The 23,803-nt window shown below is 36.0% G+C and carries 22 protein-coding genes; 11 read left to right on the plus strand and 11 right to left on the minus strand.

Annotated elements, in window-relative coordinates; all coding sequences use genetic code 11:
* The first annotated feature begins 5 nt into the window (after window positions 1-5).
* From WAZ07_RS24770 to WAZ07_RS24780, 3 genes are all read left to right on the plus strand, one after another.
* Window positions 6-428 carry a GtrA family protein gene (locus WAZ07_RS24770; RefSeq protein WP_336474534.1) on the plus strand — a complete coding sequence of 141 codons (423 nt, stop codon included), beginning with the start codon at window positions 6-8 and terminating at the stop codon, window positions 426-428.
* 80 nt (window positions 429-508) lie between these two features.
* The gene (locus WAZ07_RS24775; protein WP_336474535.1) at window positions 509-3,205 is read left to right on the plus strand and encodes a YfhO family protein; all 2,697 of its coding nucleotides are present in this window, start codon (window positions 509-511) and stop codon (window positions 3,203-3,205) included.
* A 125-nt stretch (window positions 3,206-3,330) separates the two neighbouring features.
* Window positions 3,331-5,877: a YfhO family protein gene (locus tag WAZ07_RS24780; protein ID WP_336474536.1), complete on the plus strand. Its 2,547-nt coding sequence runs from the start codon at window positions 3,331-3,333 to the stop codon at window positions 5,875-5,877.
* A 28-nt stretch (window positions 5,878-5,905) separates the two neighbouring features.
* On the opposite strand, the gene WAZ07_RS24785 is transcribed toward WAZ07_RS24780, so the two are convergent.
* From WAZ07_RS24785 to WAZ07_RS24805, 5 genes are all read right to left on the minus strand, one after another.
* Entirely contained in the window at window positions 5,906-7,282 is a 1,377-nt protein-coding gene (locus tag WAZ07_RS24785; RefSeq protein ID WP_336474537.1) for an O-antigen ligase family protein, read from the minus strand.
* A gap of 12 nt (window positions 7,283-7,294) precedes the next feature.
* Window positions 7,295-8,374 carry a glycosyltransferase gene (locus WAZ07_RS24790; RefSeq protein WP_336474538.1) on the minus strand — a complete coding sequence of 360 codons (1,080 nt, stop codon included), beginning with the start codon at window positions 8,372-8,374 and terminating at the stop codon, window positions 7,295-7,297.
* Entirely contained in the window at window positions 8,367-9,923 is a 1,557-nt protein-coding gene (gene murJ, locus WAZ07_RS24795; protein WP_336474539.1) for a murein biosynthesis integral membrane protein MurJ, read from the minus strand. Before murJ ends, WAZ07_RS24790 begins: the two co-directional genes overlap by 8 nt.
* Window positions 9,924-10,327: 404 nt before the next feature.
* Entirely contained in the window at window positions 10,328-10,918 is a 591-nt protein-coding gene (locus WAZ07_RS24800; RefSeq protein WP_336474540.1) for a biotin transporter BioY, read from the minus strand.
* A gap of 50 nt (window positions 10,919-10,968) precedes the next feature.
* Window positions 10,969-11,712, minus strand: a complete 744-nt coding sequence (locus WAZ07_RS24805) for a DUF3298 and DUF4163 domain-containing protein (protein ID WP_336474541.1) — start codon at window positions 11,710-11,712, stop codon at window positions 10,969-10,971.
* A gap of 94 nt (window positions 11,713-11,806) precedes the next feature.
* On the opposite strand from WAZ07_RS24805, the gene WAZ07_RS24810 reads away from it, so the two are divergent.
* Entirely contained in the window at window positions 11,807-12,184 is a 378-nt protein-coding gene (locus WAZ07_RS24810) for a hotdog fold thioesterase (protein ID WP_090918988.1), read from the plus strand.
* Window positions 12,185-12,280: 96 nt separating this feature from the next.
* Here the strand turns inward: WAZ07_RS24810 and WAZ07_RS24815 are convergent, their stop codons facing one another.
* A complete protein-coding gene (locus tag WAZ07_RS24815) occupies window positions 12,281-13,657 on the minus strand; it encodes a glycine--tRNA ligase (RefSeq protein WP_336474542.1) in 1,377 nt (458 codons plus the stop codon).
* 527 nt (window positions 13,658-14,184) lie between these two features.
* The gene (locus WAZ07_RS24820; protein ID WP_336474543.1) at window positions 14,185-14,868 is read right to left on the minus strand and encodes a DNA alkylation repair protein; all 684 of its coding nucleotides are present in this window, start codon (window positions 14,866-14,868) and stop codon (window positions 14,185-14,187) included.
* A 139-nt stretch (window positions 14,869-15,007) separates the two neighbouring features.
* Here WAZ07_RS24820 and WAZ07_RS24825 point away from each other — a divergent pair, with 139 nt between their 5' ends.
* On the plus strand, window positions 15,008-15,496 hold the full coding sequence (locus tag WAZ07_RS24825) for a hypothetical protein (protein ID WP_336474544.1): 489 nt from the start codon (window positions 15,008-15,010) through the stop codon (window positions 15,494-15,496).
* Between the two features lie 235 nt (window positions 15,497-15,731).
* Here the strand turns inward: WAZ07_RS24825 and WAZ07_RS24830 are convergent, their stop codons facing one another.
* Entirely contained in the window at window positions 15,732-17,057 is a 1,326-nt protein-coding gene (locus tag WAZ07_RS24830) for an ArsB/NhaD family transporter (RefSeq protein WP_336474545.1), read from the minus strand.
* Between the two features lie 594 nt (window positions 17,058-17,651).
* Here WAZ07_RS24830 and kapD point away from each other — a divergent pair.
* Window positions 17,652-18,275 (plus strand): 3'-5' exonuclease KapD, encoded by a 624-nt coding sequence (kapD, locus tag WAZ07_RS24835; RefSeq protein WP_336474546.1) that lies wholly within the window; start codon window positions 17,652-17,654, stop codon window positions 18,273-18,275.
* A gap of 45 nt (window positions 18,276-18,320) precedes the next feature.
* Here the strand turns inward: kapD and kapB are convergent, their stop codons facing one another.
* Window positions 18,321-18,704: a kinase-associated lipoprotein KapB gene (kapB, locus tag WAZ07_RS24840; protein WP_336474547.1), complete on the minus strand. Its 384-nt coding sequence runs from the start codon at window positions 18,702-18,704 to the stop codon at window positions 18,321-18,323.
* Window positions 18,705-18,831: 127 nt separating this feature from the next.
* Here kapB and WAZ07_RS24845 point away from each other — a divergent pair, with 127 nt between their 5' ends.
* From WAZ07_RS24845 to WAZ07_RS24860, 4 genes are all read left to right on the plus strand, one after another.
* Window positions 18,832-19,002 carry a hypothetical protein gene (locus WAZ07_RS24845; RefSeq protein WP_170857753.1) on the plus strand — a complete coding sequence of 57 codons (171 nt, stop codon included), beginning with the start codon at window positions 18,832-18,834 and terminating at the stop codon, window positions 19,000-19,002.
* Window positions 19,003-19,135: 133 nt separating this feature from the next.
* Entirely contained in the window at window positions 19,136-19,690 is a 555-nt protein-coding gene (locus WAZ07_RS24850; RefSeq protein ID WP_336474548.1) for a superoxide dismutase family protein, read from the plus strand.
* Between the two features lie 254 nt (window positions 19,691-19,944).
* Window positions 19,945-20,331: a hypothetical protein gene (locus WAZ07_RS24855; RefSeq protein ID WP_336474549.1), complete on the plus strand. Its 387-nt coding sequence runs from the start codon at window positions 19,945-19,947 to the stop codon at window positions 20,329-20,331.
* A 206-nt stretch (window positions 20,332-20,537) separates the two neighbouring features.
* The gene (locus WAZ07_RS24860; protein ID WP_336474550.1) at window positions 20,538-21,032 is read left to right on the plus strand and encodes a GyrI-like domain-containing protein; all 495 of its coding nucleotides are present in this window, start codon (window positions 20,538-20,540) and stop codon (window positions 21,030-21,032) included.
* Window positions 21,033-21,084: 52 nt separating this feature from the next.
* Here WAZ07_RS24860 and WAZ07_RS24865 read toward each other — a convergent pair whose 3' ends face one another.
* Complete coding sequence (locus WAZ07_RS24865) at window positions 21,085-22,263, minus strand: MalY/PatB family protein (RefSeq protein WP_336474551.1); 1,179 nt, start codon at window positions 22,261-22,263, stop codon at window positions 21,085-21,087.
* 116 nt (window positions 22,264-22,379) lie between these two features.
* Here WAZ07_RS24865 and WAZ07_RS24870 point away from each other — a divergent pair, with 116 nt between their 5' ends.
* Window positions 22,380-22,631, plus strand: coding sequence for a DUF1871 family protein (locus tag WAZ07_RS24870; protein WP_090919015.1), 252 nt, complete (start codon window positions 22,380-22,382; stop codon window positions 22,629-22,631).
* A gap of 87 nt (window positions 22,632-22,718) precedes the next feature.
* Here the strand turns inward: WAZ07_RS24870 and WAZ07_RS24875 are convergent, their stop codons facing one another.
* A complete protein-coding gene (locus tag WAZ07_RS24875; protein WP_336474552.1) occupies window positions 22,719-23,558 on the minus strand; it encodes an alpha/beta fold hydrolase in 840 nt (279 codons plus the stop codon).
* Window positions 23,559-23,803 lie beyond the last annotated feature (245 nt).

The following is a 23,803-nucleotide window of genomic DNA, read 5'->3' on the forward strand; positions in this document are numbered from 1 at the left end:
AAAACGTGAATAACAGAGTGAAGGAAATCTTTAACTATTTGCTTTTTGGCGGTTTAACGACGTTAGTTAATATAGTTACGTATTATGTTTGTGCAACTTTAGTTGGAATGGATTACAAAGTTGCTACGACAATCGCATGGATTGTATCTGTGTTGTTTGCGTATGTTACAAATAAAAAGTATGTATTTAAAAGTCAACCAACAAGCTTTGCCCATGCGATGAAAGAATTTTTCTATTTTATGGGATTTCGCGTTTTATCGTACTTCATCGATATTTTCTCCATGATTGTATTAATCGAATGGTTAGGTATCAATGATTTAGTATCTAAAATTATCGCGAATGTTATTGTTGTAATTGTTAACTATTTTGCAAGTAAATATATAATTTTTAAAAAGAAGGTCGAAGTGAAACAAGGCCAAAATGCATAAAAAACAAATAGCTTGGCTTTATGCCGGCTATTGTTTTTTATACATATATTTTCGAACTAGGAATGATATGGAGGAGTATAATGCAACAACTGTTGGATTTATTTAAGAAAAAGAAATTTTTATATGCATTAGCTTTTTTCCTTCCGTTTTCTATTTATGGTGTAATGTTTATACTGATTGGTATTGCTCCATTTGGACAAAAATCAATTCTTATTACTGATTTGCACACACAGTATGTACAGTTTTACACATATTTATATGATGTTATGAAAAATGGAAAAAGCATTTTTTATAGTTGGGAAGGCGGAATGGGACTAAATTTTCTTGGTGTATTTGCCTACTATTTAGCAAGCCCGTTTTCTATTTTAATTTTCTTTTTTGATCGTGCTCATATTCCGGAAGCAATTATGGTTATGACATTATTGAAAGTTGGATTAGCTGGTGTGACAATGACGCATTATTTAAGTTATATGATGAAGCGTCGTGAGATTACAATCGCATTATTCTCAACTTTTTATGCATTAATGTCATTTGTAACAGTCTATTCCTTCTGCGTTATGTGGTTGGATGCAATTTATTTGCTTCCGCTCATTATGCTTGGAATTGAGAAGTTGTTGACAACTAAAAAATGCGGATTGTTTATTTTTAGTTTAGCTCTTACGTTTATTACAAACTTCTATATTTCTTATATGGTAGGGATCTTTACATTTATTTACTTTGTGGTGCGTTTCTGTGTCCTTTATGACGTTCGTAATGTAAAGCAATTTATGCAAAAGTTTGTATGGTTCTGCATTGGAACAGGTTTAGCAGCTGGAATGGCGGCATTTATTATACTGCCGACGTATATGGACTTAAAGAGTAACTTTGCAGAACGTACGAAACTTCCATTTTCTACAGCGTTTAATTTCGATCCATTTGATTTTTATAGTCGCTTCTTTAATGGAATTACCGATACAACGGTTAATGGGATGCCAAACGTGTATGCTGGTGTATTGACACTGTTACTTGTTCCATTGTTCTTTGTAACAAAGAAAATTGCATTAAAAGAAAAAATTGTATACGGGGCAGTGATGCTCTTTATCGTTCTTTCTTTTGAAATACCGTTTTTAAATATTGCTTGGCATGGCTTTGAGCCGCCAACAAATTTCCCATATCGTTATTCGTTTGTATTGTCATTCTCACTTATTTATGTGGCTGTTCGAACGTTTATGGTATTCGGAGAAGAATTATTACCTGCATTGAAAAAGGTCGTTTTCTTTAACCTATTTATGATTGTTTTACTTGGAAAAGTAGCACCTTCTTATATGCAATCGAATAAAATGATGGCAAACATCTTTTTCGTTGTTGTATATGCGCTGTTACTATACGCAAAAGTTCGAGTGAAAAAGAACAAAGCATTGGTATCTTTCGCATTAGTAGCTGTAGCTTTGCTAGATGTTGCACTTAACACAGTATATATGATTAAGTTAATGGGCTATGAGTATGGCTACATTAATCGTCAAGAATATGCATCTCCATATCCGGGATATGAAGAAACAATTCAAAAAGTAGCTGAAAAAGACAAAGGGCTATATCGCATGGAAACAACAATGGGAAGAACTTGGAATGATGCGATGCGCTTTGGATATAAAGGACTTACTCATTTCAACTCTGTTGCAAATGGGCATTTGAATTTATATATGCAAGATTTAGGTTACGGTTATTTGGACGCATTAATTTTGCAAAACGGCAAAGGAATTGTTTCAACTGATGCCTTATTTGGTATGAAGTATATGATTTCAGATCGTCCGTTAAATAAATATGGTTTTGAAAAAGTCGATAATATCGGCGATATTTCCGTATATGAGAATAAAAATGCCCTTCCGTTTGGATATATGGTCAATAAAGATGAGTTTGATACAAAAGGAAAAGAGAAATTAAAGGTTGAAAAAACCAACTATACAAACTCATTTGAAGAGCAAAATAAACTAATTGGCAAGTTAAATGGACAACCTGTAAGCTATTATAAACCGCTTGAACCAATTTCTGTTCAATATAATAACTTGGCAGTAGCAGATGAAGAAAAAAGTAAAAAGCAACTTGCTGCTGAGAAGAAAAAAGCGGCTCTTACAAATCAAAAACCAATCCAGTTAGTCAAAGAGCAAGATGATAAGACAGCAAGCATTAAATACGTGTTTGATGTTAAAGGAAAACAACAGTTATATACAAAATTACGTGTGGAACCAACTGGTGTAACAAAGGTTTACGTAAATGGAAAAACATTAGGTAAAACAATCGGTGAGGGACCAGACAGCGACGTGTCTGATTATCCATCTTATTATTGGAACAATGGTATTCTTGATTTAGGCTATTTTGAAAATGAAAAAGTAGAAGTAGAAGTGACGGTAAAACGTCATTCCGTTGAATTAGATCAGCAGTTGTTCTATGGACTTGACATAGATACATTTGAAAAACGTGTGAATGAATTAAAACAACAACCATTGAACGTCACAAACTATACGGGTCGTAGTGTTCAAGGGAAGATTGATGTAAAACAAGATAATCTCCTTTTCTTATCTATCCCATATGATAAAGGATGGAAAGTAAAAATTGATGGAAAAGATGGTAAAGTACTGAAATTAAATGATGCATTTCTTGGAGTAGAACTACCAAAAGGAACACATACAATTGAATTGAAGTATACATCCCCTGGATTTGTAGTAGGGGTCATCGTTTCTGTTATTAGCTTATTGGCAGCGATTGTTCTTTGTTTTATCGTGTCAAAGAAGAGGAAGTAATGTGAAAGAGAATCCTTTCTAAGCAGGGGTAACAGAACCTGTTTAGAAAGGTTTTTTTTTACAAATATTCATTAATATGAGAAAATAGCAAGTATGCAAAAAAAATAAAACAGGAGCATAAAATAATGAAACAATTAAGAGGGTTATATGGCGTACTGTTCTTTTTCATTCCGTTTGGGATATTGCTTTTAAGTTATGCTATATTTGGTATGTATCCGTTTGGGAATTATTCAGTATTAATTAGTGATTTAAGCACACAATATGTTCAATTTTATTCTTATTTACATAGCGTATTTACAGAAGGAAAGAGTTTACAATATACAATGGAGTTAGGCGGGGGACTTAACTTTATTGGAACATTTGCTTATTATTTATCAAGTCCGTTTTCTCTTCTTCTTTTCTTCTTTAATAAAGCAAACCTTCCAGAATTTATTTTTCTTATTACGCTTTTAAAAGTAGGGTTTGCAGGAGTAACATGCGGCTTGTTTTTACGTTATGTGATAGGAAAGCAGCATAAAGGGTTGTTATTATTTTCAACAGCTTATGCATTATCAGGCTTTGTTATGGCCTATTCGTTTCATGTAATGTGGCTAGATGGTATTGTATTTCTACCTGTCGTTTTAATGGGAGTTGAAAAACTTTTACGAGATAAAAAGATTATTTTCTTTACGTTTTCGTTAGCAATTATGTTTATCGCAAATTTCTACATTTCCTTTATGTTTGGGATTTTTACATTCCTTTATTTTATGATTCGACTTTTTACACAATATGAGTTTCGGGCCATAAAAACGTGGGGAAAATATTTTCTTCTTTTCTGCCTCGGAACGGGATTAGCTGCTGGCATAGGAGCGGTGATTATTCTTCCAACTCTTGAAGCGTTAAAGAGTAACCCATATAGTATCGGTTCAACGGAGTTCAAATTAGAATGGAAGCTAGATTTACTTCTTTTCTATTGGAAGTTATTATCTGGTGGGTATGATTCAAGTTTATTTGGTATTCCAAACGTATATGCATCTATATTAGTACTCGTATTATTACCTTTATACTTTGTTAATAAAGGAATTAATAAACGAGAAAAATTCTTATCTATAGCTGTATTTTTGTTCTTAATTTGTAGTTTTGCAATTCCATTTTTAAATTTAGCGTGGCATGGAAATAAGTGGCCGAATGCATATCCATATCGTTTTGCGTTTGTCTTTGTAATGTTAGCTGTTTTTATGGCAGCGAGAGTATTTCAACATATCAGTCGAAAAGATGTATTGCCGTTATGGATTGGTTATATTATCCATTTGATTTTATTGTATGCATTGTCAGTAAAACATTATGAAGTAGTTCATAGTAAGACACTGCTTATAAACGCTATCCTTATTACTTTTATCGTGGTCGTATTGCATATTCGCATGATGAAACCATCATTAACAAAAATAACGACAGGATTATTGCTTCTATGTTTAGTATGTGACATAGGGTTTAATACAAGAAAATATATTTATGGATTGCATAAAGAAATGGCTTATACAAAGCGTGATGAGTACGAATTGAACAAAGATGCGAAACAAGCTATTCAATATGTAAATGAAATCAATGCAGAGCATTATCGTGTAAGTACTAAATATTATCGAACGCTAAATGATTCATTACAATATGATTATCCTTCTTTCCAAACATTTAACTCGATGGCAAACGGATCATTTCATCGCTTTTTAAAGCTAACGGGCTATTCAACGTCTCCAGACTTTTTAGTAGCCAATAACCATGGTGACACGTTGCTCATGGATGCGATTTTAAAAATTGGATATAAAATTGAAGAAGGCATCGTACCGAAATATGGACATGAAAAAATAAATCAATTTGGCTCTGCTAATGTATTTAAGAATAACAATATGATTCCATTTGGTTATCCAATCGAACATATACCTTCTAAAAAAGAAGAAAATCCTTTTGTTTTCCAGGAAAAATTGATTAATATAAAAAAAGGAACGCTGTTTAAAAAGCTAGAAGATCCAAAAATTTTATTGGAAAATATGGCTGCTATTTCAGGACAAGAAGGAAAATATGAACGAGTTAATAAGGAAAAACCGGGATATATTACGATTCAAGTAAATATACCAAAAGAGGTTCAATTATACGGATTAGCTACAGGGATTGAAAATTGGAAAGAAATTATGGTGAATGAAAAGTATCCATCTTATTTACCGCCAGATATTGAAAAAACTTTAATTGATTTTGGGTATTTCCCAACAAATGGGATTACAACGATGAAGATCAAGGTTGAAAATGAAGATATCTTTTCGTTAAAAGGATTACAGTTCTATGGATTAGACATAGACAAATTTAATGAGACAATAAAAGCATTACAAAAAAGCAGTATGAAGGTTACTGAAAACCAAGGAAAAATGGTTAAAGGAAAAATTGCATTAAAGAATGATGCTACATTTGTATTCCCGATTCCTTATGATGCCGGTTGGTCAGTTACAATCGACGGGAAAGAGCAGCCTACAACAGCGGTCATGGATGGGTTGTTAGGAGTGAAGGCGGAAGCTGGTAATCATGAAGTTATGCTTACTTACCATTCTCCAGGATTAAAACTTGGTATGATGATTTCTGGTGTAAGCATCATCCTTACTATATTATTTACTTTTGTACAGGTAAGAAGGTTACGACAAAAATAGAATAAGAAAGAAAAAAGCTACTGAATTCTCAGTAGCTTTTTTTCGTGGCATGCTGTATATACCCGGCTGTTAAAAAGAAATACATCATAAATGAAGCATTTTCTAATATGTTATAAAATGCACTGCCAATAATCGCTCCAACTATTAAATATAGAGTAAGAGGAGCAAATGGTGCTTTTCGTCTATATTTCCAAAGAAGAGAAAGGAATCCAAAGGTAAATCCCGCACATAAGAGCACGCCAATGATACCTGTTTCAGCGAGTATTTGAATGTATTGATTGTCAGAATAAAAATTCCATGTAATCCCATATTGCTTATAAATAGGTGATGAAAAAGTTTGCGTAGCAGCATCCCCGAATGTCCCTAATCCATAGCCAGTAATCGGTTTATCTTGAAAGATTTCAACTGCTTTTTTTACATAGTAAATGCGCCCGTCTTGTTTACTAAGTTCAACTGTGTCTTCTGACAATGCTTCTGTAAATCGTTTTACGCCTACTTGATCTCCTTCTAAGTAGTTTGTCATTTTTGAGATGCATGTTGCACATAGGAATGACAAAAGGGAGATGACTAGCAATGCTCTCCAGATTGGCATCTTTCGGTGGATACATAGATAGACAAGTCCAAAGACGATAACTGTTAGAAAGGCACCTCGTGAATACGTGAGCCATAGTGTCGTGGCAATAAGCATGAGCCCTGTATATGTGACATATTTCATTTTCCCTGATACGTGTTGAAGAACGTATAGTGAAATGAGAAAAGCTAACGTCAAATATAATGCCAATTCATTTGGACCGCCGGCCATTCCGTATATCCGAATTTTATTTGTCGGAGCAAGCACAAGATCTTTCCAAGCTTCTGGCAATAACATGGTGCGCAATGATAGTTTTTCAATTAAACCTTGTACAGACATAATGACAGAAGCAATAAAGGTAATCTTCGCAAAAAATACGATATCATCATGCTGAACAGTGATACGAGAAACAATATAGTATACAAAATAAAATAGAAGCAGCGTGTGTAATTGCATAGCAATTGCAATAAATGAAACGCCGTTTAATAGACCAATTCCAGCGCCAAACAAGCAGAAAAGAAAATATAATATTTCAAAGTAACGGAATGAAAAAAGCTTTGGAATATTATTTCGATATTGCAATAATAGACGCACTAAGAGTGCAATGATGATAAATAGACCGATAAACTTTAGCCCAGGATTAAAAGCAACGAGAAAAGGGCGCATCGGAATAAATAGTAATAAATAAGCAATACCGAGCTTTTCATCCCGAAAAGCAGCATATGCTAGTCCGAAAGAAATGAAAAGCCCGGTATAAATTGATGGAAACAGTAATCCCAATAGAATGAAGAAGATACTTGCCCATATATAGTAGAATCGAGTTGAATGTGTCATATATATTCTCCTTTAACATGATGATGGTATGCGATAAAGTGTTGTAACTTCGTTCACCATTTTTGAGAAAGTAAAGTGTTGTAGGTAATGTTCGCGTCCGCATTCTGCTAAGGAATGATATAACTTTTCATCTTGTAATAATTGTGCTAAGGAAGCAGCTAAAGCTTCTTCCGATCCGTACGGTATTAATAGCCCTGACTGATTATGAACAATTACTTCTGGCAAGCCGCCGACATTTGTTGCAATCACAGGTTTTTTCATAGCAATTGCTTCAATAGCGACATAGGATAATCCTTCATTTTCTGATGGGATCACAATAATATCATGTTCTGTATACTCTTTTATAACATCATCTTGAAATCCTTTTAATGATACATGCTCACCTAGTGATAATTCTTGAATCATAGTTATTAACTCTGTTTTTAATGGCCCTTCACCGATAATATCGCAATGCCACCCTAAAGATGGGTGCAGAGCTTTCAGTTTTTGCAAGCTAGTTAATAAGAACGGTTGTCCTTTTTCTTTGCTTAGCCTCCCGATAACAGCAATTTTTTTCGGCCCACGCTGAGAAAGAGGGACATCTGTATATGGATATGGATATGGATCTGCAACGCCGTTATAAATAACATGTATTTTTTTTTCTGGTACACCCTTTTGACATAGTTGCTGCTTCATAAATTGAGAGATGCAAATGATTGCATCATTATAGCGAGTAAAAAAGGAATTGCTACACTTTAGGTGAAATGGCATCAGCACATTTACGTGATATGTCCAAATGACCCGAACAGGAGCACCTAATAGTTTGGCTAAAATCGCAATATAGTTTTCACGTAAAAATTGTGCATGGACAATATCGATTTTTTCCTTTTTTATAATCTTCTTTAATTGTATGGCAGCTTGTATATCAAAAGGATGACGCATGTTAATGCGGTACATCGGTACGTTTAGTTGTTCAAACTTTTTTAAGAAAGGACCAGGGATAGAGTATACAAGGATACAGTGCTCTGGACCAATAGATTCCATTAAATCTAGAACGTATTTTTCTGATCCTCCATCCCCGATATAATTTAAAAGGTACATAATTTTATTCATTTATATCCTTCCTTTTACCTAAAAATAGCGATAGCAATTGTTGTAGCTCCTTTATCTTTAATGTGTAAGTGACGAGTAAGTAAACGATGGCACCAATTGCTATTGCTAATAAGATAAGCAACTTTGTATCATGTAAGAAATGAAGCAGCAGTTTGGAAGTATACAAACTTACAAAAGATGCAACAATACATTTGAATAAAAAGCCACCGTAGCGCAAGTTCACCTGTTCTTTCTCTTTCATGAATTTTTGTAGCATCCATAATAGCATAAGTACAGTGCTCGCTGATGCTATTGAAGTGGAAAGAGCTGCACCAGCTAAACCAATCTGGTTAACAAGTATAATACATAATATAACATTTATAATCATGGAAATAATCGATGCATACATAATGTATCGATTCAGCTTCAAAGAAAAAAGCAAGCGATCAAGTAAGTCTTTTAATGGCTGCATGAGGGCAGCTAACGCATAAAATTGCAACGCGGTTGCTGTCATCATAATAGAATCTTTCCCAAATGCACCATAGTTATAAATAACTTTGACAATTTCCTCTGTAAAAAAGGTGAAATAAATAAAGACAGGAATAAATAAATATAACAGCACCTTTATATTTGTTTCCATTAATTTTGCAAAGTCTTTCCAGTTTGACTGATTTACGTATTCAACAAATTTAGGATACATAACTGTTAAGACAGGAGCAGCAATTAACCCAAGCGGAATAAAGTATAGCTTTTGGGAATAATTAAGAGCCGCAATAGATCCTTCCTTTAATTCAGAGACTAATGTACGATCTACAAGTAGATTAATTTGAACAGATGTACTTGTAATAAAAGCAGGAATGCTCAAAGAAATCATTGTTTTTAAAGAAGGATCTTTCCAATCGATTATAAATTGATAGCGATATCCTTCCCTCTTAGAAGCGAAATAGACGAGTGTATTTTGTACGATGTTTCCGACAATAACACCGAGTGCAAGTGCATAAATTCCAATCCATTTTACAAGCAAGACGAAAATAATAAGTGTAATCCCGTTTAATATAACCCATTGCATACTCGTAATACGAAATTTATGTAAACTGTTCAAATAAGCATTAAAAATATCAATCATGAATGTACAAAATACAGTCGGAAAAATAATTTGTAATAGGTAAGCCGATAATAAAGCTGTTTGCTCAGGAAGCCCGTGCGCAAATATTGAAATGAAGAAGCGGGGCTGCAATTCAATGAGCAAAAGCGGAATGAAAAAAATAAGTAGAACAATGTTTAAAAAATTATTCATAAATCGATATGCTTTAACCGGATCTTTTCCCTTTAATTCCATAAAGATAGGAATAAAAGAAAAGGCGAAAGCTCCTGTAATACCAGTGAAAACAATAGTAGGTATATTTAAAGCGACAACGTATGCATCAACAGCATAGTTTGTACCGAAATAAGCTCCAAGTGTTACTTCTTTTGCAAATCCAAGTAGTTTTCCTAAAGCTGTCCCAAGGGTGAAAAATAGTGTTACAATGAGAAATCTTTTTGTCTTGTCTTGAGAGGCTTCTCTACTCATTTCTAATCAAATCCTTACTTTAATTTAATTCTTTTTCAAGCATAATTTATTTGTATGTAAAAATCAAATATATATAGAAAATGTTTCCCATGAAAAAGAGGATATCATCCAATAGGAGAATATCCTCTTTAGCTCGTAATAAAGTGAAACTTTAATCAGTGGGGGTTTTCTTCATCCCCCACTGATTATTAGCCCTCACCAATCGGGCTTTTACGGGCAGTTTACATCCCGCCTAACTTCTTTGTTTTCGCTGAATTTTAAGGTGGGAGTATTACTGCCCGTTAATGCGGGATAAAAGACAATAACGATTCCCGTCTTTTATAGAAAAACAATAGTATAAAATAATGTGTTCAATTTATCACGCTATTCGTGGGCAATAAGCATCTGCTGATGGATATTTCACTTTATGATGCCAAGCGGTTATTTTGATACGCAGAACGGCGAACAGCATAGTATATACGAGGTGCAATGATTGCGCCAATCACTGTAAAGATAATATCTTTTACTGCAAACCACATCATAACTTTCCAAGCAGCTACATAGCTAATATGACCGTTCATCCAGCTATTGATAGCTAAGTACATATAAGTTGTTCCAATGACATAGATAAGAATGATTCCGACAGTAGAAGCTGCAATGAATGTACCGAATTTTGGTTTTTTCACTTGCTCAACGATTTTACCTGTTATATAAGCAACAAGAATGAAAGCAATAATAAATCCACCAGTTGGACTTAATAGTTGACTAAATCCAGTTTTAAAGCCGGCGAATACAGGTGCTCCAGCAATTCCAACTAATGTATAAACAATCATAGATAAGGCCCCAAGGCGGCTTCCAAGAAGAAGACCAGCTAAAATAGCAAAGAATGGCTGCATAGAAAGCGGAACACCTGCAATTTGTAGAAATGGTGCCCAAGATGTAATATTGGCACCGATCGCCATAAGTGCGACAAACATCGCGGCTAAAGCTAAGTCTAATACACGAAGTTTATTCATAATGTCAACCCCTTGTCGTTATTTGGTTAACATTATAGTACTGAATCTGTTTAGGCATTGTCAATTAAAATATTTTGATACTTCGGCTCTAACACTTCACGAAGTAGCGTATAAGGAATACGGAATTGTGGAATGCCACTGACGTATGGTGCAATTTCGTATAACGGGAAATAAATCACCAAATTTTCTTGTTCTAAAACGTATTTGAGTTTTTTTTCATTCATTACTTTCTCGGCAGCATCTGGAAAGAAATTCTCCTTATTTTGCTCGATTTGTCTAACGATTTCGGTCTTAATGATGTTTTCATATTGACTATTTTTTTGAAATAAATCTGCTAAGCGAAGCGGTTTGTTCTGCTGAACATCAAACGTATTTGCTTTCCATTCATAAATGCCGTGAGCACCGCCTGTATATTGATAATAGTTTACATATAGACTGAGTAATGGAAATGCATTGAATGGAAATTTGTAGTCAACATTCGCAACATATGGATGAAACGGAGCATCGGTTTCTTTTGATTGTTCATAATATGTTTTTGCATCTTTTTCTAATTTCTTTTTGAACCTATTTACGCTTTTCTCATAATACGTATTTAATTTCTTTTGAAATTGTCCATCTGAAATGTTATGAAATTGTGGATAATTGAGTTGATATTCCAAATAAGGTTTTTTACCTTTTTGTGTTGCAGTATGAACTTCAATTGTAATGTTAGATGCTTGGGCTGCTATTGTTTCTTTTGGTACAATAGCAGTAGAGAGGAAAAAAAGTAACATGATATATAATAGTTTCTTCATATAATATACCTCCATGTATTATAGATTTACTAATAGTTTGAAAAGAAATAGATTTTATTATGCATTTTTTGGTAATTTGAAAGGGGACAACCAGATGTCTAAAACATTAATGGAAGCATTAGGTATTGAATTATTAGAAATGACAGAGGAAAAGGTTGTGGCGACGATGCCAGTGCATGGAAGTACGCATCAACCATTTGGTTTTTTACACGGAGGAGCATCTGTTGCTTTAGCAGAAACAGTTGCTAGTGTCGGTACATATAATTTAATTGATCAAGATAAATATATTTGTTTTGGTCTTGAAATTAATGCAAATCACTTGCAGTCTAAACGAGACGGCATAGTCACTGCGATTGGAACACCGCTTCATAAAGGGAAGACGACTATGGTTTGGGACATTCGAATTATTGATGAAGAAAATAATTTAATTTGTATTTCAAGATGTACAGTTGCGGTAAAAGAAAAAAGATAAAAACGATTCATATTGAGAAGAGATGGACTATTTCTACTTCCGCTGATATATCGATGAGCACGTAAAAAAGGACTGCTTTAAGCAGTCCTTTTTTCATTAGAATTGAATTTTCTTCTCTAAGAAGCCTTTTAGTTCGGTAATTGGCATACGTACTTGTTCCATTGTGTCACGGTCACGTACTGTAACTGCTTTGTCTTCAACAGAGTCGAAGTCATAAGTGATACAGAACGGTGTACCGATTTCGTCTTGGCGGCGGTAACGTTTACCGATAGAGCCTGTTTCGTCGAAGTCTACCATAAAGTCTTTCGCAAGCTCTGCGAACACTTCCGCGGCACCTTCAGATAGCTTTTTAGAAAGCGGCAGGATAGCTGCTTTAAATGGTGCTAATGCTGGGTGGAAACGAAGAACTGTACGAGAATCGTTTTCTAATTGTTCTTCTTCATATGCATCGCATAAAAATGCTAATGTTACGCGATCTGCGCCAAGAGATGGCTCGATGCAGTATGGTACGTAACGCTCATTCGTTTGTGGATCTACATAATTAAAGTCTTCAGTAGAATGTTCCATATGACGGTTTAAGTCAAAGTCTGTACGAGACGCGATGCCCCATAGTTCGCCCCAGCCAAATGGGAATTTAAATTCGATATCAGTTGTTGCGTTACTATAGTGAGACAATTCTTCCTCACCATGGTCACGAAGACGCATACTTTCTTCGTTCATACCAAGTGAAAGAAGAAAGTTTTTACAAGTATTGCGCCAGAACGTGAACCACTCTAAATCGTCGCCAGGTTTGCAGAAGAATTCAAGTTCCATTTGTTCGAACTCACGCGTACGGAATGTAAAGTTACCAGGCGTAATTTCGTTACGGAAGCTTTTACCGATTTGACCGATACCAAATGGAAGCTTTTTACGCATAGAGCGCTGTACGTTTTTGAAGTTTACGAAAATACCTTGTGCTGTTTCTGGGCGAAGGAAAATTTCGTTTGTGCTAGATTCTGTAACGCCTTGGAATGTTTTGAACATTAAGTTGAACTGGCGAATTTCAGTGAAGTCTTCGCTGCCGCAATCTGGGCATTTTACTTCATGTTCTTTCATTAATCCAGCCATTTGATCAAAAGTAAGACCATCTACGATCATTTCGATGCCTTTTGCCTCTAAAGCATCTTCAATTAATTTATCAGCACGGTGGCGTGCTTTACATTTTTTACAGTCGATCATTGGATCATTGAAGTTTCCAACGTGTCCAGATGCTATCCAAGTTTTTGGATTCATTAAAATTGCTGCATCTAAACCTACGTTATACGGAGATTCTTGAATGAATTTTTTCCACCAAGCTTTTTTCACGTTGTTTTTTAATTCGATACCAAGTGGACCGTAGTCCCAAGTATTTGCAAGACCGCCGTAAATTTCAGAACCAGGGAAAACAAAACCACGATGCTTTGCTAAGTTTACGATTTGCTCCATTGAAGCCATTTCCAATTCCTCCTTAAAAGATAACGTATTGGCGATGAAAGGTGGTGTAGTACTTGGAGAAGCGATTAGATGAGCGAGCCGCTTTCGCTTTTCAATAGATCCAGCTCCAGCGGCTAGAATATTCGGTGGCTTCGCGTCTTCCGCCGAGGCAAAGAACGCCTCTATGTCAGAAGCTCCATCCCCCTCATATTCTGAGCGAGCCGCTTTCGCTTTTCAAATAAAAAAACGCTCATCCCAAGGCTTATTTGCCTAGGGACGAGCGTTTGCCCGCGGTTCCACCCTAGTTGACACACAACTGTGTATGTCCACTTTATACTGTATTGCTCGGGACTGCCTGTTTCCTTGCAGTTTCAGGCTTGCACCATCCCTGAATCGCTTCTTTTTTGCAAGTACTTATTTATCCTTCATCGCTACCATATTTAAAAAATAGATGACCATATTCTATCATGTTCTTTTCTAATTCACAATAGAGATACGTGTGTTTTGCTTAGTCCATGCAGTGTCTGTTATGTAGTATAGCCCAAAACTTATTGCACAAATACAGCTTTAATATGTTTAATTGCTTCACGCTTACTAAGCGGTGCGAGGTCATGCGTTTGTACGAATTCCCAAACAGCTTGAGGATTTGTTTTTGCGTATTCACGAAGTACCCAGCCGATTGCTTTCTGGATGAAAAATTCTTTAGAGTAACTGAGCTGTTCGATTAACGAGAAGAGAAGTTTCGTATCTGTTTTTTCTTTATACTTGAGTTGAAATAAAAGGCATGTTCTTTGCAGCCACATATTGTGAGATGCCATCCATTTTTGCACATACACTTCGACTAAGTGTGGATGCGCTGCTAAGATAAGGCCGATAAAATGGCTTGCGAGCATATCTACAGAATCCCACCATGATTTTGTTGTAATGAGCTCTTCTAAAAGTGGGATATGCGTTTCATCTAAGTGCTTTCGATATTTATCTAGTAGAGTTAAAGCGAGCATTTGAAATTCTCGTTCTGGCAGTGCCCAAAGTTCGCGGATAATAACGGGAAGGTCTGCTACTTTCGGTGCTTCAGCGCTTTGCAGTACTTCACGAAACAATTGCTTTCGCTCTGGTGTTTGAATGCCGAGAAAGGGAAATTGTTTTTTCATATAACGTTCCATTGGTTCTGCTTTTTCACGGTTTCGATGTGCTTCAAAGTGTTTTTGTAAGCTTTCAGTGAAAGGGTGCATATTTTCACTCCTTATTCGTGTTTTTTATTTAAGTGTACCGCTTTTTGGTAAAGATAAAAATTTTTTTATCCACTTCTTAATACTTTTCGTGACGAATATATAAAAAAAGAATGGAACTAAGACAGAAGGGGGTATTAAGATGGGGGATCAAGTTGTAATAAGTGGGACGGCGGATGATGGGATTATAGCCGGCTTTTTGGCGTTAGGACTTATTTTTATTATTATTGCGTTAATATGGTTTGTAGTCGCTTATTTGTTGACAGCATTTGCTTTGTATAACATGGCAAAAGCGGATGAGCGGGAAGATGCTTTCTTTGCATTTATTCCACTTTTAAATTGTAAAACATGGGGAGATTTAATTGGAAATAAATTTCCACAATTTATGCAGCCACAATCAGGTTGGAAGTTAGTTGGTATATATGTTGCTTGCTTTATTATCGGATGGATTCCGTTTTTAAATGTTGTATCGTCAATTTTGTTATTTGTATTAGGAATTTATGTTATCTATTTATTATTTGAAAGATACACAACAAATGCAGTACTATATACGGTTCTACATGTTATTACATGTTCTATTTTTCTTCCGATTCACTTATTCGTAATCCGAAATAATGAACCGAGATATTGAGAGAAAGAAAAAACGGAAGGGCTCTCCTTCCGTTTTTTCTTATTTATAAATCCATTTTGATTTTTCGGCAGATAAGTCGCTGCCATGCAAAACAAAAAGTGCTCTTCACTCATTTTCTCTCTTTGTTTTAACGACGCATGGGGCAGGATGAGGATCTGACCGCTTCTATGCATGGCCAGAAGCTCTTGTCCACCTAAAAAGAAAGGGTTTATGTCGGTTTTTAATTTGCATTTATTTACATTAAGTAACGTAAATAAATATAAATGTTCGAAATGATTAATGAAACAATTGTAATTGGGAAGCCGACTTTTAAGAATTCCATATAGCTAAAGCCATGCCCTTCGCGGTTTGCGATACCTGCAACAATTACGTTTGCAGATGCCCCGATTAATGTTCCGTTTCCTCCTAAACAAGCACCAAGTGCTAATGCCCACCAAAGTACATCAACTTGTGCATCAGCTGGTGTTAAGCCAAGTCCGACTGTCATATCGTTAATAAGTGGAATCATTGTTGCAACGAATGGGATGTTGTCAATCGTTGCGGAAGCGATACCTGATACCCATAAAATAAGTACAGAAGCGAAGGAAATGTCACCGCCAGTTACATTTAATACTTGCTGTGCTAACGATTTAATTAAACCGATATCAATCAGGCCGCCAACAAGGACGAATAAACCAGCAAAGAAGAAAATAGTAACCCATTCTACATGCGCAAATACATCTTCAATTTCATGTTCTTTCACCCCGATTAACATTAATACAGTTGCTCCTGTTAAGGCGATAACTGCTGCATCAATGTGAAAAATAGAGTGTGTCATAAAGCCGACGATTGTAAGGCCAAGTACCGTTAATGATTTTTTCATGAGCACTGGATCTTTAATATATTGCTTTTCATTTAAACTCATTAGTTTTTTAATTTGAATCGGGTCAGCCACCAATTGTTTCCTGTATATGAAGTACAACATAACCGCTGTTACAGCGATAATAATGATTACAATTGGAGCTAAGTTCACTAAAAAGGCATTAAAATCTAAATGCTTATTTGATGAGCCAATCATAATGTTTGGCGGGTCACCGATAAGTGTAGCTGTTCCACCGATATTTGAAAAAATAATTTCTGATAGTAAATACGGAACAGGATTAACTTGTAAAATACGTGTGATAGATAGTGTAACTGGTACAACGAGAAGAACAGTTGTCACGTTGTCTAAAAAAGCAGAACCAACTGCAGTTAGTAAGGAAAGAACAATTAAAATGCGAATTGGATTTCCTTTTGCTTTTTTAGCGGATTTAATCGCAACGTACTGAAAGACTCCCGACTTACTTGTAATGTTAACTAAAATCATCATACCAATAAGTAAGGTAATCGTTCCCCATTCAATATGCTTTGTAAAAGCGTTATGTAAATCAACAACGCCTACAATGACCATTAAGGCTGCACCGAGCAGCGCGATGACAGCACGATTAATTTTTTCAGAAATGATAATGGCATATGTAACCAAAAAGACAACAATTGCAAAATAGTATTGCCAGTTTGCAATTTCTTGTGTTGTTTCGTGCAAAAATCTCATCTCCTCTCAGTAGTTTTTTCTTATTATTTGATACAATTGCGAAATAAACACAATTAAAGTCATTATAAAGTAGAAAAATGTATGCTGTAAATGAAAGCCCCAGTTTTGTCATATTTTCTGCAAAAATGAATTAAGCTATTTTCTTGTTTTTGCAAATATTTGCTGCTATTTGACATATATATAAGATACATCTCATGGAATGTATGAAGAGAAATTTTCATTTGGGTTACGTCGTTACATTAAAATTCGTAAGTTGAAAAGTGTTCGTAGTTATTTGTTGTAGTATGCTGGATGAATATGGAAGAGTTTATCCGGCTACTTGCGGGCAGTAAGACCCCCACCTCAAGATTTGGAGAGAAAAGTTGTCCAGCTCTAGCGGCTAGAATCTCCGGTCGTTTCGCCCCCCTTGGACGAGGCAAAAAGCGCTTCTTTGTCAGGGGCGTGGGCGTCCTGCGATTCTGAACGAGCCGCTTCCGCTTTTTTAAAGAAGATAGGTGGGGGATAAGTGCCCGTTAATACTAACCATCAGTGGGGGATGAAGGAGATCCCACTGATGGAAGTTTCACTTTATAAGGAAGGGATCGTATGGATGAACAACAACTTTTATTTTTAGATTTTGAGTTCACGATGCCTCAAAATCGGAAAAAACCAAAAGGGTTTTTTCCGGAAATTATTGAAGTCGGAATTGTTTCGGTTGTGAATCATGTTGTAGTTGATACGTATTCTTCTTATGTAAAACCAGCAACTTTTTCGGTATTAACAGAACGGTGCAAAACATTTTTAGGAATTCAGCAAGAAGCGGTGGACAGTGGGATTTCATTTGCAATGCTTGTTGAACGACTAGCAAGCTATGAAAAACGTTGCAATACAACAGTTGTGACGTGGGGAAATATGGATATGAAAGTGCTGAAGAATAATTGCGAAGTAGCTAATATTCCTTATCCATTTGCAGGAAAATGTCGTGACTTATCATTAGAGTATAAGCGTTTTTTTGGAGAGCGCAACCAAACTGGATTATGGAAAGCAATTGAGGCATACGGAAAGGTCGGGACAGGTAAGCATCACTGTGCGTTAGACGATGCGATGACGACATATAATATTTTTAAACTTGTTGAGAAAGATAAGCAATACTTAGTAAAACCAGCTCCCCCGACACTTGGTGAGCTTGTAGACTTTTCAAAAGTATTAAAAAGAGTGAGTGCACAATAACGACCAAATTACAATTTTAATTGTAATTTGGTCGTTTTGTTGTTTTTACAATTGATAATCATGCTTTAACTGCTCTAGTATTTGTAAGCTGCGCTGCGCGAATGGCGTGTCGTCTTCTTGTAATTGCCTTATTTGCTCTGTTAATGCTTTTTGCAGTGATTCCTTATAATCTGGCACATCGCCTTCATAGCGTTTCACCATTGGTTGCGGGATATTCGTTTGTTCACGAAATGCTAAGGCGCGGCGTTCATGGAAAAAAGGCACATCAGCTTGTTTTACATTATGCAGGTCGCCTTGCATAGGATGTTTCACAACAGCGAGTACTTTTACAAGATAATGCTGCGGACGAACGTTTGTGACTTCCCCAATGTATTTACCTGTTTTATAAATACCTGTTACAACATCGCCAATTTGGAATGTTTCATTCATATTTTTCACCCCTTTTTCATAGTAAGCAATGGAAGAGAATGAGTCAAAGAAGAAAGGAAGTTTTATTTAGACTGAAATTTCTGTATAATCAATTGTAGCAAGGAAATGAACAAAGGAGTGAACAGTTATGATGCCTTTATACTTTCCGGAAGATAAGACAGAATATATTATACCTGCCATTGTATGTGTACTATTTATAATCGGAGCAATTGCTACGTGGCGTATGTTTATTAAATCATCAGAAAGAGAAGCGGAAAATTTGAAAGAGATGGAAAAACGGATTATGGAAAAACGGTAAAGGTTAGCTAGACAAACTTGGCGATTAGAGACGTCTTTTCTTCGAGAATTGTCGCCTTTCGTGCAGGAGTTTTTGTATGTTTCCTTCTAGGCTCGGACAATATAAAAACAGAATGAGTTTGGAGGGAACATGGATGAAAAAGCAACTCGTATTGGGATGTTTTGCAGCTATCCTCTTTGCTGGATGTGCGAAAGAGAACCCGAAAGAAATAGAAGTGAAGCTGTATAATGCTTCTGGAGATCAAGTAGGAACGGCGAAGGTTGCCCAGCAATCAAGCGGAGTAAAGATTTCGATTAAAGCAGAGGGGCTTACACCTGGTGTACACGGAGTACATATTCATGAAGTAGGGCAATGTCAAGCACCGGACTTTATTTCTGCTGGGGATCATTTTAATCCAAATAAAAAGAAGCATGGGTTATTACATCCAAAAGGATTTGAAAATGGTGATTTGCCGAATGTGATTGCGGATGGCGAAGGGAAAATTAAGGCAGATATTATGGCACCGCAAGTGGCTTTAAAAGAAGGGAAAACAACGATGAATAGAAAAGACGGTGCATCGCTTATTATTACGGAAAATGCAGACGATGGGATGACACAACCAGCTGGAAATTCTGGAAAACGAATTGTATGCGGTGTAATTGTGAAAAAAGCTTCGGATCTAAAAAAAGAGAAGGAAAAAGGAAAATAAAGAAAACCGCGCATTTTAAAGGCTGCCAGGAAAGTCTCGGTGGCCTTTATATATTTTGATGGTATAAGTAGAAAAGGCAATATGTAATAAGTGTACATAGTCTTTCAGTTTGTCTTTGTTTAATTTATACTAAAATATATTTTCTAAAGGATGCCTGTTTTTTTCAATTGATATATGATTAGGATTATCGTTGGGGAAATTACCTAGAAAAACCTTTATAATAGAATATGCACATACATAAAAGGGGGGATTCTATGAAATTACTACGTTCACTGCTTATTCTTACGCTTGTTGTATTGTTAAGCGCATGTAATGGCAATATAGCAACAAAAATCACAAAGGTTCAAAACAACGGAGAAACTACTTTAAAAATTGGCTCTCTGCAAGGTTCTCACGAAGTGCAAACGATTAAAGTTGAAAATGGAAATGTGGAGATTCCTTATGAAGCATCCGTTGAAGAAGGTACAATTTTATTGCAAGTCATAAAAGGCGATCAGGTTATTCATGAAGAAGAAATCACTTCCGAAAAAGAGGGTCTGCTTTCTTTTGAAGCACCGAAACCTGGCTCATATGAATTGAGTGTAAGTGTGAAGGGTGAAAAAGAGAAAGCAAAAGGAATTAGGATACATACGAAGCTATGAAAAAATGGCAAGCGAATGGTACTCGCTTGCTCTCTTTGTTTTAAACCTCGCATGTGGCAGGGAAAGAGGTTTTTATGTCGTTTTTTTAACTCGGGTATATAGAGAACACGTACATATATAAGAAGGATAAATTTTAATCAAACTCCTAATATAGCTAGACTACTACATATTTATGTTAAATAGTAATAATGAGAGGAAAGAAAAGAATGGAGCCTAAAATAATAAGTATCCCAGCAAAAAACATTGTTGGAATTAGGAAAGAAACAACTTTTGTAAAAGATTCTGAAGTCACAATGGGAATATGGAAAACATTTATGCCATTAAGAAATCGTATCCCTTACAGAAGTAACTCTTGTTTTCTTTCTGTAAAGGTATTAAGCACCCCTTTAAATTTGAATGATATGAACTATACTTATGAAAAATGGGCTGCTGTTGAGGTGGAACATTTCGAAAATGATACTTCTTCAGAACTATCAACGCATACGTTAGCAGGAGGCTTATATGCTGTTTTTATCCATCAAGGAACAGCGTCTGATTTGAGCACATTTCAGTATATTTTTCAAGAGTGGTTACCGAATTCAAATTATAGCTTAGATGTAAGGGAGCATTTTGAAATTATGGATGATAATTATCATCCAGATGATTTAAACGCAAAAGAAGAAGTGTGGATACCAATAAAAGCTAACATAGCGGATAAATAAAAGAGCTGGAGAGAAAATTTCCAGCTCTTTTATTATAATAACCAGGTTCAAATCACATAGGTAGCTGTTCTTTAGAAGTACACGCAAATGTATATTGTAAGCGGCGGAGCGCATCTTCTAATACAGGGCGTGGACAGCCGATATTTAAACGAATGTGATGCTCACCGCCGGCACCAAATTTTTCTCCAGGCTCTACAATGATTTTTCCTTTTGTCTCTAATAATTCCATTCGTTTACTTTGTGTGAGTCCAAGTTTGGAACAGTCAATCCAAAGTAAGAACGTACCATCAGGCTGAATGACGGATAGTTTCGGAATATGCTGTTTAATAAAGTCACATGCAAATCGTGCATTCTCTTCTATATAAGCTAACAAATCTGCTAGCCATTCATTGCATTCTGTGTACGCACTTTGCATTGCTGCGTAAGCAAATGTGTTTAAACCATGAAAGCCTTGGCGATGCTGCACAGCGGTAAAGGCATCTCTCAGCTTTGCATTTGGAATAATAATAACCGATGCTTGCAGCCCAGCAATATTAAATGTTTTACTTGGAGCGATACATGTAACAGTTCGCTTCGCTAAGTTTGGTGATAAAGAGGCAAGTGGAATATGTTTACGTCCATTAAAGATAATGTCAGCATGAATTTCGTCTGCAATGACGGTTACATCATACAATTCGCAGAGCGCACCGAGTTTTGTTAACTCTTCCGCTGTCCATACACGTCCAATTGGATTGTGAGGACTACACAGAAACATCAGTTTTATATCTTGCTGAAATTGTTTCTCTAACTGTTCAAAATCCATTTTGTAAACACCGTTTTCTAAGCGCAGCGGATTAGTCAGCACTTGGCGCTCATTCGTTGCTACCATTTCGAAAAATGGGGGATATACAGGCGGTTGTACAAGCACTGAATCTTGCTTTTCAGTAAAAGCTTGTACAGAAACACTAAGTGCAGGAACGATGCCGGCGCTAAAGACAAGCCATTCTTTTTCAATAACCCAATTGTATTGTGTTTTTACCCAATGACAAATTGCTTCTTTTATTTGTTCACTTGAAGTGTTATAACCGAAAATAGGGTGTTGTAAACGTTTTGTTAAAGCATCTTGAATTGGTGAGGGAACAGGGAAGTCCATGTCTGCAATCCAGGCATGAAGAAGTTCCTCGTTTTTATGTGTATCCCATTTAACGGAGTTTGTTCCGCGGCGATTTATCATTTCGTTAAAGTTCCCCATATTTATTGCTCCTTTCGATTCTGGGATGAATATACTGAAAGTTCTATCATTTCTTCTAGCATAGCTGATATGATACGATAAAGGGAAGTGGAATTTAAGAAAAAGGCGGGAAGTGTATGGGGACATATGAAAAGATGATAGACTTTGTGAAGAAGTGGGATCCGTTTCAAATGGGGCCGGAATTTTATGAAACGGAAGCAAGCGACATCGTCTACATTGTAAGTACATTTGATGATGCAAAATATATCGCAAAGAAAATACAGCATATTTATTTAATATCATTTGATAGAACATTGCCGATTGAAAAATGTCAATGGTTAGCAGAACAATTGTTATTATTAAAAGACGGCGGAAGTTGTAGTCTATAAGTTCTTATTGAATAGCCAGGGTATAAGAAGCGGGTATCGAAAAGTTTACGGGAGGTGGGCTTTTCGATATCCGCTTCTTGTTTTAGGTTAATTAGCTAAGAAAGTTATAATTTCTTCGCATACGTGCTCTGGTTTTTCTTCAGGCAATAAATGTCCTGTGTTTTCATAGGAGATAAAGTGTGAATGCGGCAGGTCATTGTGCAGGCGGTGGCCAACTTCAATAGGAACAACACGATCTTTTTCTCCCCAAATGAGCAAGGTAGGTGTTGTGATTGTTTGTAGCTCTTTTGACGTTAAATCTCCTTCGCGATCTCGAATCATGCGGGTTAGTGCCGGAAAGATGCGATTATCATAAAAAGGCGCTGCATAGCCTTGCATCATTTCGTCATCGATTAAAGAATGATCGTGAACAACATTCATCAAATTATGGATGATACCTCGCCTTACAATCCAATTCTTTACGTATAAATGAAAGAACGGTAAATAGGAAGTATAAATAAGCGGCAGTTTCGCCCGTGATAAATAACTGGAGCTGCATAAAAGAACCGTCTTTTGAATGAAGTTAGGCCGCAATTTGTTTACATATAACGCAATTTGTCCTCCCATCGAATGTCCAACTAAAATAACGTTTTTTGTTTGTAAATGTTCCATAAGCTCAATGACAATCGTTGCGAGGTTCTCATAAGAGTATGTGAAATGATAGGATTTATCGCTTTTTCCAAATGGCGGTAGGTCCAGGGCAATCACGTTCCCTTGCTGAGCTAATAGCGGAATGAGACGCCGATAGCTAAAGGTTGAAGAGAGAAACCCGTGAATTAAAACAAATGTTGGTTTTTCTTCGGCACTGAAAGACTGATAGAGCTCATAATGAATCGTCATCCCTCTTGTAGAAAAGGTGAAGTGAGGGAGTTGAACTTCGTTTTCCATCTTCATCACTCCGTTGTTTTTTTGTTCATATCATCTCCTTTTTGAGTGGGAATTATCCTATATGAAAAGAGAAGGGAAAGTAGTAGTAAGTCTGGAATTTTTTAAGGGGAATGAAAAGTTTTTGGTTCATCAGCGTAACATGGGGTTGATTTGTTGAAAAAGAATCACTTTTAATACATGGAACGGAAAGCGTCCACTTGGAGTGGAGTGTACAGCTTATATGTCACTCCCCTGTCTTTTGGTGA

Source organism: Bacillus bruguierae (genome assembly GCF_037104725.1).
Classification (GTDB): Bacteria; Bacillota; Bacilli; order Bacillales; family Bacillaceae_G; genus Bacillus_A; species Bacillus_A bruguierae.

Excerpts from the sequence above, each read along its gene's own strand:
- WAZ07_RS24785 (WP_336474537.1), bottom strand. The coding sequence starts at position 7,282 with ATGACACATTCAACTCGATTCTACTATATATGGGCAAGTATCTTCTTC.
- WAZ07_RS24815 (WP_336474542.1), bottom strand. The coding sequence starts at position 13,657 with ATGGCTTCAATGGAGCAAATCGTAAACTTAGCAAAGCATCGTGGTTTT.
- WAZ07_RS24850 (WP_336474548.1), top strand. The coding sequence starts at position 19,136 with ATGAAAAAGCAACTCGTATTGGGATGTTTTGCAGCTATCCTCTTTGCT.
- WAZ07_RS24825 (WP_336474544.1), top strand. The coding sequence starts at position 15,008 with ATGGGGGATCAAGTTGTAATAAGTGGGACGGCGGATGATGGGATTATA.
- WAZ07_RS24800 (WP_336474540.1), bottom strand. The coding sequence starts at position 10,918 with ATGAATAAACTTCGTGTATTAGACTTAGCTTTAGCCGCGATGTTTGTC.
- kapD (WP_336474546.1), top strand. The coding sequence starts at position 17,652 with ATGGATGAACAACAACTTTTATTTTTAGATTTTGAGTTCACGATGCCT.
- kapB (WP_336474547.1), bottom strand. The coding sequence starts at position 18,704 with ATGAATGAAACATTCCAAATTGGCGATGTTGTAACAGGTATTTATAAA.
- WAZ07_RS24845 (WP_170857753.1), top strand. The coding sequence starts at position 18,832 with ATGATGCCTTTATACTTTCCGGAAGATAAGACAGAATATATTATACCT.
- murJ (WP_336474539.1), bottom strand. The coding sequence starts at position 9,923 with ATGAGTAGAGAAGCCTCTCAAGACAAGACAAAAAGATTTCTCATTGTA.
- WAZ07_RS24875 (WP_336474552.1), bottom strand. The coding sequence starts at position 23,558 with ATGGAAAACGAAGTTCAACTCCCTCACTTCACCTTTTCTACAAGAGGG.
- WAZ07_RS24870 (WP_090919015.1), top strand. The coding sequence starts at position 22,380 with ATGGGGACATATGAAAAGATGATAGACTTTGTGAAGAAGTGGGATCCG.
- WAZ07_RS24865 (WP_336474551.1), bottom strand. The coding sequence starts at position 22,263 with ATGGGGAACTTTAACGAAATGATAAATCGCCGCGGAACAAACTCCGTT.
- WAZ07_RS24810 (WP_090918988.1), top strand. The coding sequence starts at position 11,807 with ATGTCTAAAACATTAATGGAAGCATTAGGTATTGAATTATTAGAAATG.
- WAZ07_RS24860 (WP_336474550.1), top strand. The coding sequence starts at position 20,538 with ATGGAGCCTAAAATAATAAGTATCCCAGCAAAAAACATTGTTGGAATT.
- WAZ07_RS24820 (WP_336474543.1), bottom strand. The coding sequence starts at position 14,868 with ATGCACCCTTTCACTGAAAGCTTACAAAAACACTTTGAAGCACATCGA.
- WAZ07_RS24855 (WP_336474549.1), top strand. The coding sequence starts at position 19,945 with ATGAAATTACTACGTTCACTGCTTATTCTTACGCTTGTTGTATTGTTA.
- WAZ07_RS24790 (WP_336474538.1), bottom strand. The coding sequence starts at position 8,374 with ATGAATAAAATTATGTACCTTTTAAATTATATCGGGGATGGAGGATCA.
- WAZ07_RS24775 (WP_336474535.1), top strand. The coding sequence starts at position 509 with ATGCAACAACTGTTGGATTTATTTAAGAAAAAGAAATTTTTATATGCA.
- WAZ07_RS24805 (WP_336474541.1), bottom strand. The coding sequence starts at position 11,712 with ATGAAGAAACTATTATATATCATGTTACTTTTTTTCCTCTCTACTGCT.
- WAZ07_RS24780 (WP_336474536.1), top strand. The coding sequence starts at position 3,331 with ATGAAACAATTAAGAGGGTTATATGGCGTACTGTTCTTTTTCATTCCG.